Origin of the sequence: Kitasatospora sp. NPDC056138, from assembly GCF_042264695.1 — a bacterium.
Lineage (GTDB): Bacteria > Actinomycetota > Actinomycetes > Streptomycetales > Streptomycetaceae > Kitasatospora.
Genome location: NZ_JBHJVK010000063.1, coordinates 16,710 through 32,078 on the forward strand (window position 1 = coordinate 16,710; position 15,369 = coordinate 32,078).

17 protein-coding genes are annotated in these 15,369 nt (G+C 72.5%); 4 read left to right on the forward strand and 13 right to left on the reverse strand.

Annotation, left to right across the window (positions count from 1 at the left end):
- Positions 1 to 362: 362 nt before the first annotated feature.
- Both ctaD and ACFC1R_RS29860 read left to right on the forward strand, forming a co-directional pair.
- On the forward strand, positions 363 to 2,066 hold the full coding sequence (gene ctaD, locus ACFC1R_RS29855; protein WP_375943840.1) for a cytochrome c oxidase subunit I: 1,704 nt from the start codon (positions 363 to 365) through the stop codon (positions 2,064 to 2,066).
- Positions 2,063 to 2,452 (forward strand): cytochrome c oxidase subunit 4, encoded by a 390-nt coding sequence (locus ACFC1R_RS29860; RefSeq protein WP_375943842.1) that lies wholly within the window; start codon positions 2,063 to 2,065, stop codon positions 2,450 to 2,452. The genes ctaD and ACFC1R_RS29860 overlap by 4 nt, the downstream gene beginning before the upstream one ends.
- Before the next feature lie 45 nt (positions 2,453 to 2,497).
- Here the strand turns inward: ACFC1R_RS29860 and ACFC1R_RS29865 are convergent, their stop codons facing one another.
- Together ACFC1R_RS29865 and ACFC1R_RS29870 are read right to left on the reverse strand one after the other, a co-directional pair.
- Positions 2,498 to 4,117, reverse strand: coding sequence for a cytochrome bc complex cytochrome b subunit (locus ACFC1R_RS29865; RefSeq protein WP_375943901.1), 1,620 nt, complete (start codon positions 4,115 to 4,117; stop codon positions 2,498 to 2,500).
- A gap of 373 nt (positions 4,118 to 4,490) precedes the next feature.
- The gene (locus tag ACFC1R_RS29870; RefSeq protein WP_375943844.1) at positions 4,491 to 5,375 is read right to left on the reverse strand and encodes a LysR substrate-binding domain-containing protein; all 885 of its coding nucleotides are present in this window, start codon (positions 5,373 to 5,375) and stop codon (positions 4,491 to 4,493) included.
- Positions 5,376 to 5,666: 291 nt separating this feature from the next.
- On the opposite strand from ACFC1R_RS29870, the gene ACFC1R_RS29875 reads away from it, so the two are divergent.
- Positions 5,667 to 6,749: a bile acid:sodium symporter family protein gene (locus tag ACFC1R_RS29875; protein WP_375943846.1), complete on the forward strand. Its 1,083-nt coding sequence runs from the start codon at positions 5,667 to 5,669 to the stop codon at positions 6,747 to 6,749.
- A gap of 79 nt (positions 6,750 to 6,828) precedes the next feature.
- On the opposite strand, the gene ACFC1R_RS29880 is transcribed toward ACFC1R_RS29875, so the two are convergent.
- Positions 6,829 to 7,425 carry a short chain dehydrogenase gene (locus tag ACFC1R_RS29880; RefSeq protein WP_375943848.1) on the reverse strand — a complete coding sequence of 199 codons (597 nt, stop codon included), beginning with the start codon at positions 7,423 to 7,425 and terminating at the stop codon, positions 6,829 to 6,831.
- A 70-nt stretch (positions 7,426 to 7,495) separates the two neighbouring features.
- Here ACFC1R_RS29880 and ACFC1R_RS29885 point away from each other — a divergent pair, with 70 nt between their 5' ends.
- Positions 7,496 to 8,359 (forward strand): LysR family transcriptional regulator, encoded by an 864-nt coding sequence (locus ACFC1R_RS29885; protein WP_375943850.1) that lies wholly within the window; start codon positions 7,496 to 7,498, stop codon positions 8,357 to 8,359.
- Positions 8,360 to 8,419: 60 nt separating this feature from the next.
- On the opposite strand, the gene ACFC1R_RS29890 is transcribed toward ACFC1R_RS29885, so the two are convergent.
- The 10 genes from ACFC1R_RS29890 to ACFC1R_RS29935 all read right to left on the reverse strand — a co-directional run bounded on the left by ACFC1R_RS29890 (position 8,420) and on the right by ACFC1R_RS29935 (position 15,041).
- The gene (locus ACFC1R_RS29890; protein WP_375943852.1) at positions 8,420 to 8,647 is read right to left on the reverse strand and encodes a hypothetical protein; all 228 of its coding nucleotides are present in this window, start codon (positions 8,645 to 8,647) and stop codon (positions 8,420 to 8,422) included.
- A 170-nt stretch (positions 8,648 to 8,817) separates the two neighbouring features.
- Positions 8,818 to 9,600, reverse strand: a complete 783-nt coding sequence (locus ACFC1R_RS29895) for a glycosyltransferase (RefSeq protein WP_375943854.1) — start codon at positions 9,598 to 9,600, stop codon at positions 8,818 to 8,820.
- On the reverse strand, positions 9,597 to 9,764 hold the full coding sequence (locus ACFC1R_RS29900) for a hypothetical protein (RefSeq protein WP_375943856.1): 168 nt from the start codon (positions 9,762 to 9,764) through the stop codon (positions 9,597 to 9,599). The genes ACFC1R_RS29895 and ACFC1R_RS29900 overlap by 4 nt, the downstream gene beginning before the upstream one ends.
- Positions 9,761 to 10,147 (reverse strand): low affinity iron permease family protein, encoded by a 387-nt coding sequence (locus tag ACFC1R_RS29905; protein ID WP_375943858.1) that lies wholly within the window; start codon positions 10,145 to 10,147, stop codon positions 9,761 to 9,763. The genes ACFC1R_RS29900 and ACFC1R_RS29905 overlap by 4 nt, the downstream gene beginning before the upstream one ends.
- Positions 10,144 to 10,713 (reverse strand): DJ-1/PfpI family protein, encoded by a 570-nt coding sequence (locus ACFC1R_RS29910; RefSeq protein ID WP_375943903.1) that lies wholly within the window; start codon positions 10,711 to 10,713, stop codon positions 10,144 to 10,146. The genes ACFC1R_RS29905 and ACFC1R_RS29910 overlap by 4 nt, the downstream gene beginning before the upstream one ends.
- A gap of 173 nt (positions 10,714 to 10,886) precedes the next feature.
- Positions 10,887 to 12,410, reverse strand: a complete 1,524-nt coding sequence (locus ACFC1R_RS29915; RefSeq protein WP_375943860.1) for a YhjD/YihY/BrkB family envelope integrity protein — start codon at positions 12,408 to 12,410, stop codon at positions 10,887 to 10,889.
- A 15-nt stretch (positions 12,411 to 12,425) separates the two neighbouring features.
- Positions 12,426 to 12,599, reverse strand: a complete 174-nt coding sequence (locus tag ACFC1R_RS29920) for a CsbD family protein (RefSeq protein ID WP_375943862.1) — start codon at positions 12,597 to 12,599, stop codon at positions 12,426 to 12,428.
- A 112-nt stretch (positions 12,600 to 12,711) separates the two neighbouring features.
- Entirely contained in the window at positions 12,712 to 12,984 is a 273-nt protein-coding gene (locus ACFC1R_RS29925; protein ID WP_375943863.1) for a hypothetical protein, read from the reverse strand.
- Positions 12,985 to 13,089: 105 nt separating this feature from the next.
- The gene (locus ACFC1R_RS29930) at positions 13,090 to 14,046 is read right to left on the reverse strand and encodes a TIGR03557 family F420-dependent LLM class oxidoreductase (protein ID WP_375943865.1); all 957 of its coding nucleotides are present in this window, start codon (positions 14,044 to 14,046) and stop codon (positions 13,090 to 13,092) included.
- The gene (locus ACFC1R_RS29935) at positions 14,043 to 15,041 is read right to left on the reverse strand and encodes an LLM class F420-dependent oxidoreductase (RefSeq protein ID WP_375943867.1); all 999 of its coding nucleotides are present in this window, start codon (positions 15,039 to 15,041) and stop codon (positions 14,043 to 14,045) included. The genes ACFC1R_RS29930 and ACFC1R_RS29935 overlap by 4 nt, the downstream gene beginning before the upstream one ends.
- Positions 15,042 to 15,369 lie beyond the last annotated feature (328 nt).

The window sequence follows — 15,369 nt, forward strand, 5'->3', positions numbered from 1 at the left end:
CTCCCTGATGTGTCGGTGGCCAGCCGCTGCCCGGAATCGGCGGGTCGAAACACGGAACCGTCGGTCGCCGCCGGTCGCCGGACAGTGACCATCGGGACGGTCGGCGCCACGGGGGCGTCGGCCGAAGCCGCGCCCACGGACCTCGGACATCCCCTGCCGCCCGTCCGGCTGAGCGGTCACCGCCGCCCGCTGTCCGCCGCCCGCCGTCCGGCGCCTCGCCGCCCGCCGCCCGGGAGGCGGCTGCCGTCGGCGCAACGCGCAGGAAGTCGGCTGCGCGCTCCCGCGCCGCTTTGGTGCTTCCATAGGTGCGCCCGGCTCATCGGCGACGCAGCGCTGATCACCCGTCAGCAGAGAGGCATGGGATGGCAGAACAGCTGGATGCCCGACGGGACGGTGGCGCCACCGGAGAACGGCCGCGACCGGCGGTGCGGACCGGGTCGTTGGTCCTGGGCTGGTTGCGCACCACCGACCACAAGACCATCGGCAACATGTACCTGCTGACCGCGTTCGGGTTCTTCCTCTTCGCGGGGGTCCTGGCGATACTGATGCGGGCCGAACTCCTGCAGCCCGGACTGCAGTTCGTCAGCCGGGACCGGTACAACCAGCTGTTCACCATCCACGGCACCCTGATGCTGCTCCTCTTCGCGACGCCGACGTTCGCCGGTTTCGCCAACGCGGTGATGCCGTTGCAGATCGGCGCACCGGACGTCGCCTTCCCGCGCCTGAACGCCTTCACCTACTGGGTGTTCCTGTTCGGCGGGCTGATCGTGGTGAGCGGGTTCCTCACCAGCAACGGGGCGGCCTCGTTCGGCTGGTTCGCCTATGCCCCGCTGAACGGGGCGGTGCGCAGCCCGGGAGCCGGCGGCGACCTGTGGGCCATGGGCCTGGTGGTGGCCGGGATGAGCACGATCCTCGGATCGGTCAACTTCATCACCACGATCGTCTGCCTGCGGGCACCGGGGATGACGCTGTTCCGGATGCCGATCTTCACCTGGAACGTCCTGTTCACCTCGGTGCTGGCGCTGTTGGCGTTCCCGGTGCTGACCGCGGCCCTGTTCGCGCTGGAGGCGGACCGCAAGCTCGGCGCCCATGTCTTCGACCCGGCGAACGGCGGTGCGATCCTGTGGCAGCACCTGTTCTGGTTCTTCGGGCACCCCGAGGTGTACATCGTGGCGCTGCCGTTCTTCGGGATCGTCTCGGAGATCCTCCCGGTGTTCTCCCGCAAGCCGGTCTTCGGGTACTACGGACTCATCGGCGCGACCATCGCGATCACCGGGCTCTCGGCCGTGGTGTGGGCGCACCACATGTTCGCCACCGGGCAGGTGCTGCTGCCGTTCTTCTCGCTGACCTCGCTGCTGATCGCGGTGCCGACCGGGGTGAAGTTCTTCAACTGGGTCGGCACGATGCGCTACGGCTCGCTCTCCTTCGAGACCCCGATGCTCTTCTCGATCGGATTCCTCGTCACCTTCCTGCTGGGCGGCCTCACCGGTGTGCTGATCGCCGCGCCGCCGATCGACTTCCACGTCACCGACAGCTACTTCATCGTGGCCCACCTCCACTACGTCCTGTTCGGCACGGTGGTCTTCGCGACCTTCGCCGGCTTCTACTTCTGGTGGCCGAAGATGACCGGCCGGATGCTCGACGAGCGGTGGGGCAAGCTGCACTTCTGGCTGCTGTTCCCGAGCTTCCAGTCGACCTTCCTGGTCCAGCACTGGCTCGGCGCGCAGGGCATGCCCAGGCGGTACGCGGACTACCTGCCGTCCGACGGGTTCACCACCCTGAACGCGGTCTCGTCGATCGGCTCGTTCGTCCTGGGGCTGTCGACGCTCCCGTTCCTGTACAACGTCTGGCACACCGCCAGGTACGCCGGGCGGGTCGCCGTGGACGACCCCTGGGGGTACGGCCGCTCGCTGGAGTGGGTGACCTCCTGCCCGCCGCCGCGGCACAACTTCCACGCCCTGCCCCGCATCCGTTCGGAGGCGCCGGCCTTCGACCTCCACCATCCCGAGTACTCGCGGGCCGCGATGGAGGCGCTGGAGTCGCGCGAGGGGACCGGCAGCCGATGAGAGCCGAGAGCCGGCTGTTCGCCGCGGTCGCGGCGTTCTTCGCGGTCACGGGTGCGCTGTACGGGTGGCTCGCGGCCGAGCCGGCCGGGACGGTCGCGCTGACCGTCGCCTTCCTGATGTCCGGCCTGCTGGCACTGTTCTGCTGGACCCAGCACGTCAAGCGGGGCGAGCGGCTCCAGGACCGCGAGGACGTCGAGGTCGTCGAAGGGGCCGGGCCGCTCGACTTCTTCGCGCCGCACAGCCTCTACCCGGTGCTCTGTGCCCTGGGGGCGGCGCTGTTCGGGCTGGGCGTGGTGTTCGGCGTCTGGCTGCTGCTGATCGGGCTCGGCGTGCTGGTCCCCGGGACGGTGGGATTCGTCTTCCAGTACGGTCAGCGGGAGCGGTGAGGGCCCAGGTACGGTCGGCGGGAGTCCGGCGGGAGCGGTGAGGACTCACGGCCGGCGACCGGTCGGCACGTTCTCCTCGCTCTCCGTCCCCTCCCGGGCCTCGGGGAACTCGACCCGGTCCCGGTAGTACCAGGAGCTCAGCGCCGCGCGCAGCCGGTCGCGTCGCGAGGCGCCCGCTGCGGGTCGGGGCAGCGGACGCGGTGCGGTCCTGGCCGCCGGGGTGAACCGTTCCCGAGCGCCGAGCGGGTGCGAGGCGGCCGTGAAACCGCCCTCGACCGACTCGTCGACGAACCCGCTCTCCGCACCCTCCGTCAGCCGCTCGCAGTCCGCCTGCTGGAGCGCGAGACAGAGCCGTTTGGTGACCCAGAACGCCACGACGGGCACGGCGAACAGCAGCACCCGCAGGACCCGGTCGAGTCCTTCCACCGACAGGGCGAAGGTGCGGGCGATGAGGTCCTGGCCGCCGGCCAGCAGCAGGACCACGTAGCAGGAGAAGCCGGCGACACCGAGACCGGTCCGCGTCGGACGGTCGCGCGGCCGGTCGCACAGGTGCTGCGGGCCCTGGTCGCCGGTGACCCAGCGCTCCAGGAACGGATAGGCGTAGAGCGCGACGAAGAGGACGAGCGGGAAGAGCACGGCCGGCAGCAGCGGGTTCCAGGGGACGGAGTGGCCCCACACCCGGGTCTCCGCGCCGGGCATCAACCGCAGCGCGCCCTCGATGAACCCCATGTACCAGTCGGGCTGGGCGTCGGTCGACGCCTGGTCGGGGCGGTAGGGCCCGTACCGCCAGACCGGGTTGATCTGGCCGACCGCCGACAGCAGCGCCAGGACACCGGCGACCATCGCGAGCAGACCGTTGGTCTTCACCAGGAACAGCGGGTACAGCGGTTTGCCGACCACGTTGCGGTTGTGCCGGCCGGGCCCGGCCCACTGGGTGTGCCCGAGGGCGAACACCAGCAGCAGGTGCAGCGTGATCAGGCCCGCCAGGGCCCCGGGCAGCAGCAGGATGTGCGTGGTGTACAGCCGGGGGACGATGCTCCGCCCGGGGAAGTCGCCGCCGAACAGCAGGGAGCTCAGCCAGGTGCCGACCAGCGGAACCGACAGGACGAACCCCTGCGCGGTGCGCAGCCCGGTCCCGGACAGCAGGTCGTCGGGCAGCGAGTAGCCGGCGAAACCCTCCAGCAGCGCGAGCTGGAAGAGGGTCAGCCCGACCATCCAGTTGACCTCCCGGGGACGGCGGAACGCGCCCGTGAAGAAGATCCGCAGCAGATGGGCGCCGATCGACGCGGTGAAGACCAGCGCGGCCCAGTGGTGGATCTGCCGGACCAGCAGGCCGCCGCGGACCTCGAAGCTGATCGCGAGCGTGGAGGAGTACGCCTCGCTGACGAGGACTCCGTGCAGCGGGGCGTACGGTCCGGTGTAGACCGTCTGGGCCATCGACGGTTGGAAGAAGAAGGTCAGGAACACCCCGGTGAGCAGCAGGATCACGAAGCTGTAGAGCGCCAACTCGCCGAGCAGGAAGGACCAGTGGTCCGGAAAGATCTTCCGGAGCAACCCCCTGAGCCCGTCGAACAGCGGGGCCCGGCTGTCCAGTGCCACGGCCGCCCCCCGGACCGTCGGCCGGGTCCGCCCGGCAGGCCCGGGCCTGTTCCGCAACCGCACCATCACGACTCCCGTCCACGGCCGACCGTCCCGCACAGCCATACCGTGAACTCCCCGGCGCTCTCGGCCGGACGCGCTCGGCGCCTTCGCCTTCACCCGTTTGCGCCGGCCCGCCCGGTCCGGTCCCCGCCCGGTCCGGTCCCCGCCCGCTCCGGTCCCCGGCGGGTTCGGTCCCCGGCGGGTTCGGTCCCCGGCGGGTTCCTCCGGAGAGTGGTCGAAGTCGTCCCGGCGCGTCGGCGGGGACGAAACGCTGATGGCTCGGGGGCTCAGGTGGTTCGAGGTGGCTCGGGCGGCTCGGGTGGTGGTCCGGCCGGGTACCAGCCCGTTCAGGGTTTCGGGCTGCTCGGGGCCCCGGTCCGGTCAGGGTTTTCGCTGTTCAGGGTTTCCGCGCCGGGCCTGTGCGCGGTACGTGTGTCAGCCGGTCGCCACCGGCGAGCAGGGCGTCGGCGAGCGAACGCACCGGCCCACGGGCGACCTTGCGTCCCGAGGTCAGGACGAACTCGGTCTCGCCGAGGTCCGGCAGCGCGGGCTGCTGCGGCAGTGCGCGCAGGCCCGGCGGGATCAGGCTGCCGGCGTGGGCCATCACCCCCAACCCGGCCAGCGCGGCGGCCCGTACGCCGGACAGGCTGGTGCTGGTGCAGGCGATCCGCCACGGTTGCCCGGCCCGGTCGAGGGTGTCGATGGCGCGGGCCCTGGTGATGCTCGGCGGGGGATAGACGATCAACGGGACCGGCTGTCCGGGCTCGGTGGCGAAGTCCTCGGCCCCGACCCAGACCAGCCGGTCCCGCCAGACCAGCCGCCCTTCCGAACCCTCGGTGGGACGCTTGGCGAGCACCAGGTCGAGCCTGCCGTCCGAGAGCTGCTCGTAGAGCAGGCCGCTGAGGCCGACGGTGAGTTCGAGGTCGACCTGCGGATTGCCGCGCCGGAAGGTCCGCAGGATCTGCGGCAGTTCGGTGTACACGAAGTCCTCGGACGCACCGAACCTGACCCGGCCCCTGACCGGGGTCCGGGTGAAGTAGGCGAGGGCCTGCTCGTTCGCCTCCAGGATCGACCGCGCGAAGCCCAGCATGGCCTCACCCTCGGCGGTGAGCTCCACGGAGTGGGTGTCCCGGAGGAACAGCCGCCGACCGGTGCTCTCCTCCAGCCGCCGGACGTGCTGGCTGACCGTCGACTGGCGAAGTCCCAGCCGCTGCGCGGCCCGGGTGAACCCGCCGGTCTGCGCGACCGCCAGGAAGGATCTCAGCTGTACCGGATCGAACACCCGGCCAGACTAACCCGGCCATCGCGTTCCGTGATGACAGTGAGCGCCATGAGCGGGATTCACAATCACCGGAGCACCGGCCAGGCTGGGACCGCGCCCGGAAGCGACCGGCTTCCGCGTCCGCCGTACCCGAACCACCGGTGCCCGTCAACGCCCGTCCGGTCCCGTCCACACCCGCCGGTCCGTGCCCACCCTCACCTGCCAGTCCGTCCGCGCCTGTCCGTCCGCGCCTGTCCGTCCGTGCTTGTCCGTGCCCGGCACCTTCCGTCACCGTCCGTCTGCGGAGAGACCATGCCCTTCCCGAAGCCGCCACGCCGCCTGCCCGTGGACCCGTACCTGGCCGCGCTGCTCTGCACCGTCGGCCTCGCAGCCCTGTTCCCCGCGCGAGGGGCCGCGGCGCCGGTCGTGTCGCACACCGCCGACGGCGCGGTCGCCCTGCTCTTCCTCCTCTACGGCGCCAGGCTGTCCACCAGGGAGGCCGTCGAAGGTCTGAAACAGTGGCGCCTGCACGGCACGGTGTTCGTCGTCACCTTCGGGCTCTTCCCACTGCTCGGGCTGGCGAGCCGGGCGCTCGTGCCCGAGCTGCTCAGTCCGGAGCTCTACCAGGGACTGCTCTTCCTGACCCTGCTCCCGTCCACCGTGCAGTCGTCGATCGCCTTCACCTCCATCGCGCGCGGCAACGCGGCGGCCGCCGTCTGCAGCGCCACCTTCTCCAGCCTCTTCGGCATCGCGCTCACACCCCTGCTCGCGGCCGCGCTGCTCAGCACCCGGGGCGGTGTCTCCGCAGGGTCGGTGCTCGGCATCGTCGAGCAACTGCTCCTGCCCTTCCTGGCCGGGCAGTTGCTGCGCCGCCGGCTCGCGGGCTGGATGGGCCGCCACCGCGGGGTGCTCGGTCTGGTGGACCGCGGGTCCATCCTGCTGGTCGTCTACAGCGCTTTCAGCGCGGGCGTGGTCGGCGGCATCTGGAGCGAGCTCCCGGTGCCCCGGCTGGTTGCGCTGGTCCTGGTGGAGGCCGTGCTGCTGGCGTTGGTGCTGACCTGCACCCTGCTGGTCGGCCGTCGGCTCGGGTTCGAGCGCGGGGACCGCATCGTCCTGGTGTTCTGCGGTTCCAAGAAGAGCCTGGCGGCGGGTCTTCCGATGGCCTCGGTGCTCTTCCCCGGCTCGGCGGCCCTGATGGCGCTGCCGCTGATGCTCTTCCACCAGATCCAGCTCATGGTCTGTGCGGTACTCGCCCGCCGGTGGGCCGCCGAGGCCGAGCGGACCTCGGACGCGGCCGACGGTCCGGCGGCGGGCGGCTCGGTGGCCGACAGCTCGGTGGCGGGCGGATCGGCGGACCCGGTCTGCGTGCGGGCCGCCGACGCGCAGGTCCGTTGACCCGTCGGCCCATTGACCCGTCGGACCGTCGGCCCGCTGAACCTGTGGACCCGTCGGCCGCCACCGCCCGCGCGATCCGCTACGGGACGAAGACCTGGCCGGTCAGGCCGCCTTCGACGGAACGGACGTAGCTCTGGGCGACGTCGGCGAGATCGACCGGCCGCATGCCCGGGAAGAAGTCCCCGTACTCCGCGAGGCTCTCGGTGAAGACCGAGGGGCTGACCGCGTTGATGCGCTGCGGCGCGATCTCGATGGCAGCCGCCCGCACGAACGCCTCCAGCGCGCCGTTCGCCATGGACGCCGCGCTGCCGGTGGGGATGGGCTCGCGCGCCAGTACGCCGGTGACCAGGGTGAAGGAGCCGTTCGGTGCGACCACGGGCACCCCCTGGCGCACCAGCTCGATCTGGCTCAGCACCTTCCCCCGGAAGGCGGCCGGGTAGTCCTGCGACGACATCTCGACGACCGGCTTGTAGGGCACGTCCCCGGCGGCGCTGACCACCGCGTCCACGCTTCCGGCCCGCTCGTACATCGCGGCGACCTGGGCGGGATCGGTGATGTCGTACCGCAGGCTGCCGCTGGCCCGGCCGACGGTGAGGACCTCGTGGCCGCGTCCGGTCAGCACTTCGTGGAGGGCCGAGCCGAGCTTTCCGGCGGCCCCGATGAGGAGGATCTTCATGCCCGTGACGCTAGTGCCCGGCCGCACCGCCACGGAAATGCCTTGCACGCTGCACTTATGCTCGGCAGTTATGAATGTGGAGCTGAGGCATCTGCGGGCACTGGCCGCGATCGGCGACGAAGGGACCATCACCGGCGCCGCGTCGGTGCTGCGCATCAGCCAGCCCGCGCTCTCCCGCACCCTCGACCAGCTGGAACGACGGCTCGGCACCCGGCTGGTCGAGCGCACCACCCGCAGCCTCACCCTGACCGAGGCCGGACAGCGGCTGTCCGACCACGCGCACCGCATCCTCAACCAGGTCGACGAGGCACTGGCGCAGGCCGTGGCCGGACCGGGCCCGCTGCGGATCGGCTTCGCCTGGGCCGCGCTGGGCCGGCACACCGTTCCGCTGCTTCGCGGCTGGCGCCGGCAGCACCCGGACATCCCCGTCCAGGTCCACCGCCGCGACGACCCGGAGAGCGCGCTGCGCCGGGGTGAACTCGACGCTGCCTTCCTGCGCACCCGCCCGCAGGCCGGTGCCGGGCTGGCGGCCCTCGCGCTCTACCGCGAAGGCCGCCTGGCAGCCGTACCCGAGGGCGATCCGCTCGGCCGCCACCCCGCCGTCCGGCTGGCCGACCTCACCGACCGCCCGGTCGTGCTCTGCGCCACCGCCGCCACCACCAGCGCCGCCCTGTGGCCCGAGGGGGACCGCCCGCAGGCCTTCGAGGTGGCGAACACCGACGAGTGGCTCACCACGATCGCCACCGGAGAGGCGGTCGGGGTCACGGCCGAGGGCACCGGGTACTCCCACCCGCACCCCGGCATCCGCTACCTGCCGATCGCCGACGCGGCTCCCGTCACCGTCCACCTGGTCTGGCCGCAGACCCCCGCCCACCCCGCCACCGGGGCGTTCCGCGACCACGTACGGCAGCTGCTCGGCGAGCTCTCCGGGTAGCCGGGGGAGCCGCGTAACCGGGGAGCCGGGGAGCCGCCGGGGCGGGATCCCCGGCTGTGGCTACTGGCCGAGCAGCCCGGCGAGGTCGTGCCCGAGGTTGGCGACCTTGACGAGGTCGCCGATGTCGGTGACGGCGAGGACGGGGATGCTGAGGTGCTGCTGCTTGTCGATCGGGTCAGGGCCGGACGGTACGGCCGCCGCGGTCGCGGCGGTGCCGACCAGCAGTGCGGCTGCGCCGATCAGGGCTGGACCGATCAGGGCTGCGGCGATTCGGCTGACGGTGGACATCAGGGCCTCCAGGAATGGGGTGAGTGCTGCCCTGATCAACCGCCGGCGCGTGGTGGAGTCACGCAGCAGGCTCCGGACGGATCACGACGGACTCGGACGGGGTGCCGCCCCCGGCCGCCCTCGGTTCGCTCTCGGTGCGTTCGCGGTCCGCGCCTGTGGTGGTGCCGAGGTCAGACGTGGAGGTCGCGTCGCCGTAGGTCGGCCGGCTGCCCGGTGGCGTGGGAGCGTGCCAGCCGGTCCATCGCGAGGAGGAGCTCCCCGAAACCGCCGTGGGAGTGCGGGCGCACCCGTCCTGAGGTCACCACGGGGTGCTCCTCCGAGCGGCGGACTCGGTACCCGGCCGCCTCCAGCGCGCAGACCAGGGCCCGGTCCTCCCCCACTGCCAGGGGCCGGAACCCGCCGACCGCCCGGTAGGCGTCCGCACGCACGGCCAGGTTCGCTCCGTGGACGTGCGGGTGGGCGGCCACCGTGAGGTGCCGGGCGTGCCGGTGGGCACGGTAGTGGTGGTAGAAGTACCGGGCGGTCCCCGGCGGGTGCCCGGACCAGTCATCCACGTCGACGGTTCCGGCGACGGCGTGCCACCCGGCGGCGGCCTGGGCCAGCTGGTCGGCCAGCCAGCCGTCGGGGACCACGGAGTCCGCGTCGGTATTGGCCAGCCAGACGTCCTCCGCCCGCAGCTGGCCAGCCGACGCGAGCATCCCGGCGAGAGCGAGGGCGCTGCCCGCCGCTCTGGCCGTGCCGGCGCTGTGGGCCGAGATCTCCAGGACGTCGGCCCCCAGGCCCCGGGCGACCGCCGCGGTGGCGTCCCGGCAGCTGTCGGCGGCCACGAAGACCTCGACCCGGACGCCCCGCAGGTCCCGATGCCCGGCCGCCCGGCCCACTGCCTCCAGGCACGCGCCGATCAGCCGCTCCTCGTCGTGGGCGGGCACGACGACCGCGACGGCGCGGATCACCGCAGCTCCTCGGTCGCCGCAGCCGACCGCCGTCCGTCCGGACCGGCGGCGCAGGTACCGCCCCGCCCGGCGGCACGCGGATCACCACCGGCCGTCGGAACGGCCGCAGCCGACTGCTCGGCTGCCATCGGGGCCTTCTCGCTCGACGCGGTGGTGCCGGTCACAGTTCCTCCTCCATGCGGCTCGCCTCCCGAAGGTCCTGGAGCGCCTTGCCCGCCTTGCCCTCCTGCTGTTCCAGCATCGCCGCGGCGATCGCATCGAGCTTGCGCTGGACGGCGCGCTCGGACCGCCGCTCGGCGTTCTTGAGCAGCGCCGGCAGCAGCAGGGTGACGGCGCTCATCGCATCGCCGACGAACAGCTGCCACTCCAGCGGCACCCCGACGGCGTGGACGACCACGAAGGCCACCACCAGCAGCACACAGATCGCGTGGAACAGCGGCGAGCTGGTGAAGTTGGAGCCGGCCTCGGCGACGTGGCCGAACAGGCTGCGCCGGTCGCCACTCGACTCGGCCGGGTGCCGGAAGCTGCTGCGGACCTGTTCCTTCATGTCCGGGCGACCGTGGCTTCGGCGAACCGTCCGACGAGCGCGGCGTCGAGGAGCGGCAGGTCGTCGGGCTCGCGGCCGGCGACGAGGACGTTCGGGCCGCGCTCGCTGCCCTGGACGGCGCGGTCGACCCGCTGGGCGTCCGCATTTCGCTGCTCGGTGCGGAGGCCGGTGCGCGGGCTCGGCCAGGAGGTGAGAGCGCGGTCGCGGACCACGTCCGCCTCGACCGGAGGCCGCAGGCCGGGGCAGCTCGCCGCGCCGGTGCTCCCGGCGCGGCCGAAGAAACCCCGGACGAACTCCTCGGCCCATTGGTCCGTACGGAGGACACCGGGACCGGCGACCCCGCCCGGGAGTACCGGCGCGGCGAGGCCGTCGGCGGACGCCTCGGACACCTCGAACACCTCGTCGTGCACGGGGAGGCTCTCCCCGGGTTCGGTGGAGAGCACCCGGGCGGTGCCGCCGACCGGCCTCACCGCGTCCCACGGCGAGGCCGGCTCCTCCGGCTCCGCGTCCTCGGGTGGCACCGGGAGAGCCACCGTCCTGCCCTGCAGCGCGGCCATGCCGACCATGCGGACCACCCTCTCTCTCCTCGACGGCTCGGGTGTTCTCCCTTCGTCTCGTCTGTGCCGTGCACGCGGACCGAAACCGTCCACCGGCCACCGGCCACCGGCCACCGGCCACCGTTCACCGGCCGTCGGTCGGGAGAGAACGGGAGAGAGAGGCCTTGCGGGACGGGGGTGGGTCAGCTCGGGGAGATCCGGCCGCACGCGCTCCTGGTCCCCTCGCCGCCCGACTCGGCGAAGCCCTTGAACCGGCGCAGGTCGCCCCTGATCCGGCGGGCGAGAACGCCCGGTACGTCGGCGTCCAGCTCCGCCGCCCCGCCCGGCTCGACGCGCAGGACGAGCCGGACCCGGGTGCGCCGCTCGTCCAGCGGCCGGAACGTCACCACGCCCGTCCGTCGCAGCTCGCTGCCGACCGTTCGCCAGGCCACCCGTTCGTCGGGCAGCCGGTCGACGATCTCGGTGTCGAACTCCCGGCGGACCCCGGCGACGGAGGTGCGCCAGTGGTGGTGGCGGTCGTCCAGCTGCCGGACCTCCTCGACGCCCGCCATGAAGCGGGGGAACTCCTCGAACCGCGTCCACCGCAGGTACGCCGTGTGCAGCGGGACGTCGACGTCGATCACCTCCCGCACCGTCCCCACGGCCGGCCGCCTGCGCGCGGTGAAGGCGGCCGGCCCGGTCCGGCGGACCACGACGGTGCGCTGCCCCCGGTCGGGCGGGTCGCACCCCGCAGAGTCCCGACCGGTCGGTGGCAGATCGTCGAAGACCACCTTGACGTGCTGCTCCGGTCGCCGCTCCTCCTGCCGGGCGATCGCGGCGAGGACCAGCCGGTCCGGCCCGGTCAGCGGGGGCTGCAGGATGCTGCGCGGCCACAACCGCCGGGCCAGGACCACGTTGACCTCGGCCGCGTACACCGTGACCTGCGCCGACAGGAACAGCCACGACAGCAGGCCGATCACGGTGGCGAAGAAGCCGTAGATCTGGGTGGCGTGACGCAGGCTGTGGGCCACCAGCAGGCCGCCGAAGACCTGGAGCACGGTCCACAGCGGTCCGGCCAGCACACAGCCGGGCAGCAGGGCACGCGGAGCGACGTCCTTCGGCGTCAGGACACGGAAGCAGGCCAGGCACAGAGCGGTGTTGAGCAGTGCGGACAGCAGCAGCGCGCAGATCCGGGCGGGCAGCCCGCCCGCCGCCGTGCCCACCAGGGTGGCTGCGGCGGTGCTGACCAGCAGCCCGGTGCCGAGCGCCACGAAGAGCAGCAGGCTACGGCCGAGCCGCGGGAAGTAGCCGGGGCGGTGCACCCCGGGGACGTTCCAGACCTGCGCCATCGTGAACTGGAGGACCTGGGCGATGCCGAGGGTGCCGTAGAGCAACCCGAGCAGGGCGATGACCAGCGCCAGCCCGCTGCCCCGGACGGAGTGGACGTTCTGGCGCAGCTGGTCCCCGATGATCGGGAAATCGGCCAGCGCCGAGTCGAGCACGGCCTCCTGGGCTCCCGGGTGACCGTACAGGACGAAGCCGAGCACGGTGCTGAGGAGCAGCAACAGCGGGATCAGGGCGACGAAGCCGAAGTAGGTGATGAGAGCGGCGAGCAGTCCGCCGCGGTCGTCCCCGTACTTCTTGATCACGCCGAACAGGAAGGCCGGTGCGACCCGGCGCTGCTGCGCGCGGTCGATTGCGCGGAGGATCCGCTCCAACGGGTTCACGGCCGTTGTGCGGGGTCAGTCCTTGAAGACGTCCTTGACCTTCTCTCCCGCCTGCTTGACGTCGCCGCTCACCTTGTCGGCCTTGCCCTCGGCGGTGAGCCGCTCGTTGCCGAGCGCCTTGCCGGCGGCTTCCTTGGCGTGGCCCTTGGCCTTCTCGGCCATGTTCTTGACCTTGTCCCCGCCACTCATGGTTGCCTCCTCGTCTCGCGTCTCCGGTCTCGCGTCTCTCGTCTTCGGGACGGTCACTGGGCAGGCGTCTGCCCACATCCGGGCGGGTCATGCGGGGCGAACCGGCCGGCTCTCACTCGTAGGGCGGCAGCTCGACGTTCTCGATGCGCACCACGCGCACCGTCCGTTCCCCGGTCGACAGCCCGAGGTCCTGGTCGAGCGCCCGGGCGATCAGGTCGCTGTGCGGGTCGTCCCCGACGTCCGGTTCGGTCGGCGGGGTGTCCGGCTCGTCCTGGGGGCGGTGTCCGTCCCCAGGACCGCCGGGCTGCGCGTGATCGGGTATCCGGGCAGGTCCGAAGGTCCCGCCGGGGTGCAGCGGCGGACGGTTCTCGGGTGTGCGGTTCATGACGACTCCTCCTGGTGGACCGGCCGGGCGTGTGCCCAGGGAGCAGGCGGCGAAACACCGGTTGCCCCGGCCGTCCCGGCCGTCCCGGGCGGAACCGTCACGGGATCAGCCGGCCAGCTCGGGCAGCACCCGGTCGCGGTAGAAGTCGAAGAACCCGCGCAGCTCGGGGCCGATCTGACCGACGTAGACCTCGTCGAAGCGGGCCTGCCGGTACGGGCGCAACAGGGCGAGGTGGTCGGCCGGGTCGTCGCCGCAGCCGCCCGCCTCGGCGACCATCGCCTCGGTCACCAGCCCGGTGGCCTGCTCGACGTGGCGGGGCGTGGGCAGGATCTGCGCGAGCTCGCCGGGCAGGTGCTCGCAGGCCCAGAGGCGGTGCCGGGTACGGACGGCCTCCTCGCGGTCGCGGCCCCAGCAGACCTTGGTGCTGCCGATCACGGGCCTGCCCTCGCCGCCGGCGACCCGGAACCGGCGGACCAGGTCGGCATCGGCTGCGGTGGTGACGAACCCGTCGCCGATCCGGGCCGCCAGCCGGGCCGCCTTCGGCCCGAAACCCGATACGTAGATGGGAAGTTCACCCTCGGGGACGGTGTAGAGGCGGGCGTTGTCCACGGTGAAGTGGTGGCCGCGGTGGCTGACCGTCTCGCCGGTGAACAGGGCGCGGATCACCGCGACGGCCTCGGCCAGCATCTCGGCGCGGACGTCGAAGGAGGGCCAGACCGTGCCGAGGATGTGCTCGTTCAGCGCTTCGCCGGTCCCGACGCCCAGCCGGAACCGTCCGCCGGTGAGCACGCTGGAGGTGGCCGCGGCCTGGGCGGTCACCGCCGGGTGCAGGCGGACGGTCGGACAGCTCACCAGCGTGGTCACCGGGAGCCTGGTGACCTGTGACAGCGCGCCGATCAGTGACCAGACGAACGGGCTGCTGCCCTGGGCGTCGCTCCAGGGGTGGTAGTGGTCGGACACGGCGAGCCGGGTGAAGCCCGCTTCTTCGGCCAGCCGGGCCTGTTCGAGCAGTTGGGCGGGCGTGAACTCCTCGCAGCAGAGGAAGTAGCCGAACTCGGTCATGGGCCTGCTCCCGGGGGCCGGCGGTCGTCGCCCCCGCCACGCAGCGCGGGCAGCAGACGGTCCCGTGCCCACTCGATGAAGGCGGGCTGGCTCTCGCCGCCGATCTGGATCAGGGCGACCTCGGAGAACCCGGCCGCAGTGAACGACCGGACCGCCTCGGCGACCTCCTCCACCCGGTCGCCGCACGGGATCGCCTTGGCCACGTCCTCCGGGCGGATGAAGGCGCTCGCGGCGGCGAAGCCGTCCGGCCCGGCGAGCTCGGCGTTGACCTTCCAGCCGCCGCCGAACCAGCGGAACTGCTCGTGGGCACGGGCGACCGCCGTGTCCCGGTCGCGGTCGTAGCAGATCGGCAGCTGGCCCACAGCGGGCTTGCCGGAGCCGCCGCGTCGGGCGAACTCCTCGATCAGTGAGCGCTTCGGCTCCACGGCGATGACGAAGTCGGCCAGCCGCCCGGCCAGGGCACAGGAGCGCGGGCCGGAGACGGCGACACCGATGGGCGGCGGCGGATCGGGATGGTCCCAGAGCCTGGCCGACTCGACCTCGAAGTGCTCACCGCGACGGCTGACCGAGCCGCCGCCGAAGAGCTCGCGGATGATCTCCACGGCTTCGGCGAGCATCTCCTGTCGGACCGCCGGAGCAGGCCAGCCGCCCCCGACGACGTGCTCGTTCAGGTTCTCCCCGCTGCCGAGCCCGAGCCGGAACCGCCCCTGCGACAGCAACTGGACGGTCGCCGCCTGCTGGGCCACCACCGCAGGGTGGTACCGCATGGTCGGACAGGTCACGTACGTCATCAGCGGAATGCGGGTGGTCGCGCGTGCCGCAGCGCCGAGCACCGCCCAGGCGTTCGGCGAATGGCCCTGGGTGTCGAGCCAGGGGAAGAAGTGGTCGGAGATCACCGAGAAGTCGAAGCCCGCTTGCTCGGCGAGAACCAGGTCGTCGACCAGGCCGCGTGGTCCGCGCTGCTCGGTCATCATCGTGTAGCCGATCTGCACCATGTCGCGCGGCTGCCCGGACGGCGGCACCGGAAACGGCCTCGACGCCGGAGAAATCCGGAGAGATCGGAGAGATCGGAAAGACTGGAGAGACCCGTGCGGCGTACCAGCACGGTGCGTAGCGGGGGCCGTAGCCGGGGCCGGGGGGCTGGGTTCGGGTTCGGAGGACCGGTGACGCGGCGGGAGCGGGACGGTACGGGGCCCCGGTGCTCCTCGGCCGACCCGGAAACCGATCGGAGGGGAACGGCCGGGGCGGAAGCCGCCGGAACGGGAACCGCCGGGGCGGAAGCCGCCCGCTGGGTGAGGTGAATGTGTGGGTGGGTCGGCCACC

Coding starts and splice junctions, on each gene's coding strand:
- ACFC1R_RS29860 (WP_375943842.1), top strand. CDS start 2,063: ATGAGAGCCGAGAGCCGGCTGTTCGCCGCGGTCGCGGCGTTCTTCGCG.
- ACFC1R_RS29875 (WP_375943846.1), top strand. CDS start 5,667: ATGCCCTTCCCGAAGCCGCCACGCCGCCTGCCCGTGGACCCGTACCTG.
- ACFC1R_RS29930 (WP_375943865.1), bottom strand. CDS start 14,046: ATGACCGAGTTCGGCTACTTCCTCTGCTGCGAGGAGTTCACGCCCGCC.
- ACFC1R_RS29885 (WP_375943850.1), top strand. CDS start 7,496: ATGAATGTGGAGCTGAGGCATCTGCGGGCACTGGCCGCGATCGGCGAC.
- ACFC1R_RS29935 (WP_375943867.1), bottom strand. CDS start 15,041: ATGGTGCAGATCGGCTACACGATGATGACCGAGCAGCGCGGACCACGC.
- ACFC1R_RS29925 (WP_375943863.1), bottom strand. CDS start 12,984: ATGAACCGCACACCCGAGAACCGTCCGCCGCTGCACCCCGGCGGGACC.
- ACFC1R_RS29890 (WP_375943852.1), bottom strand. CDS start 8,647: ATGTCCACCGTCAGCCGAATCGCCGCAGCCCTGATCGGTCCAGCCCTG.
- ACFC1R_RS29910 (WP_375943903.1), bottom strand. CDS start 10,713: ATGGTCGGCATGGCCGCGCTGCAGGGCAGGACGGTGGCTCTCCCGGTG.
- ACFC1R_RS29865 (WP_375943901.1), bottom strand. CDS start 4,117: ATGGTGCGGTTGCGGAACAGGCCCGGGCCTGCCGGGCGGACCCGGCCG.
- ACFC1R_RS29880 (WP_375943848.1), bottom strand. CDS start 7,425: ATGAAGATCCTCCTCATCGGGGCCGCCGGAAAGCTCGGCTCGGCCCTC.
- ACFC1R_RS29920 (WP_375943862.1), bottom strand. CDS start 12,599: ATGAGTGGCGGGGACAAGGTCAAGAACATGGCCGAGAAGGCCAAGGGC.
- ctaD (WP_375943840.1), top strand. CDS start 363: ATGGCAGAACAGCTGGATGCCCGACGGGACGGTGGCGCCACCGGAGAA.
- ACFC1R_RS29905 (WP_375943858.1), bottom strand. CDS start 10,147: ATGAAGGAACAGGTCCGCAGCAGCTTCCGGCACCCGGCCGAGTCGAGT.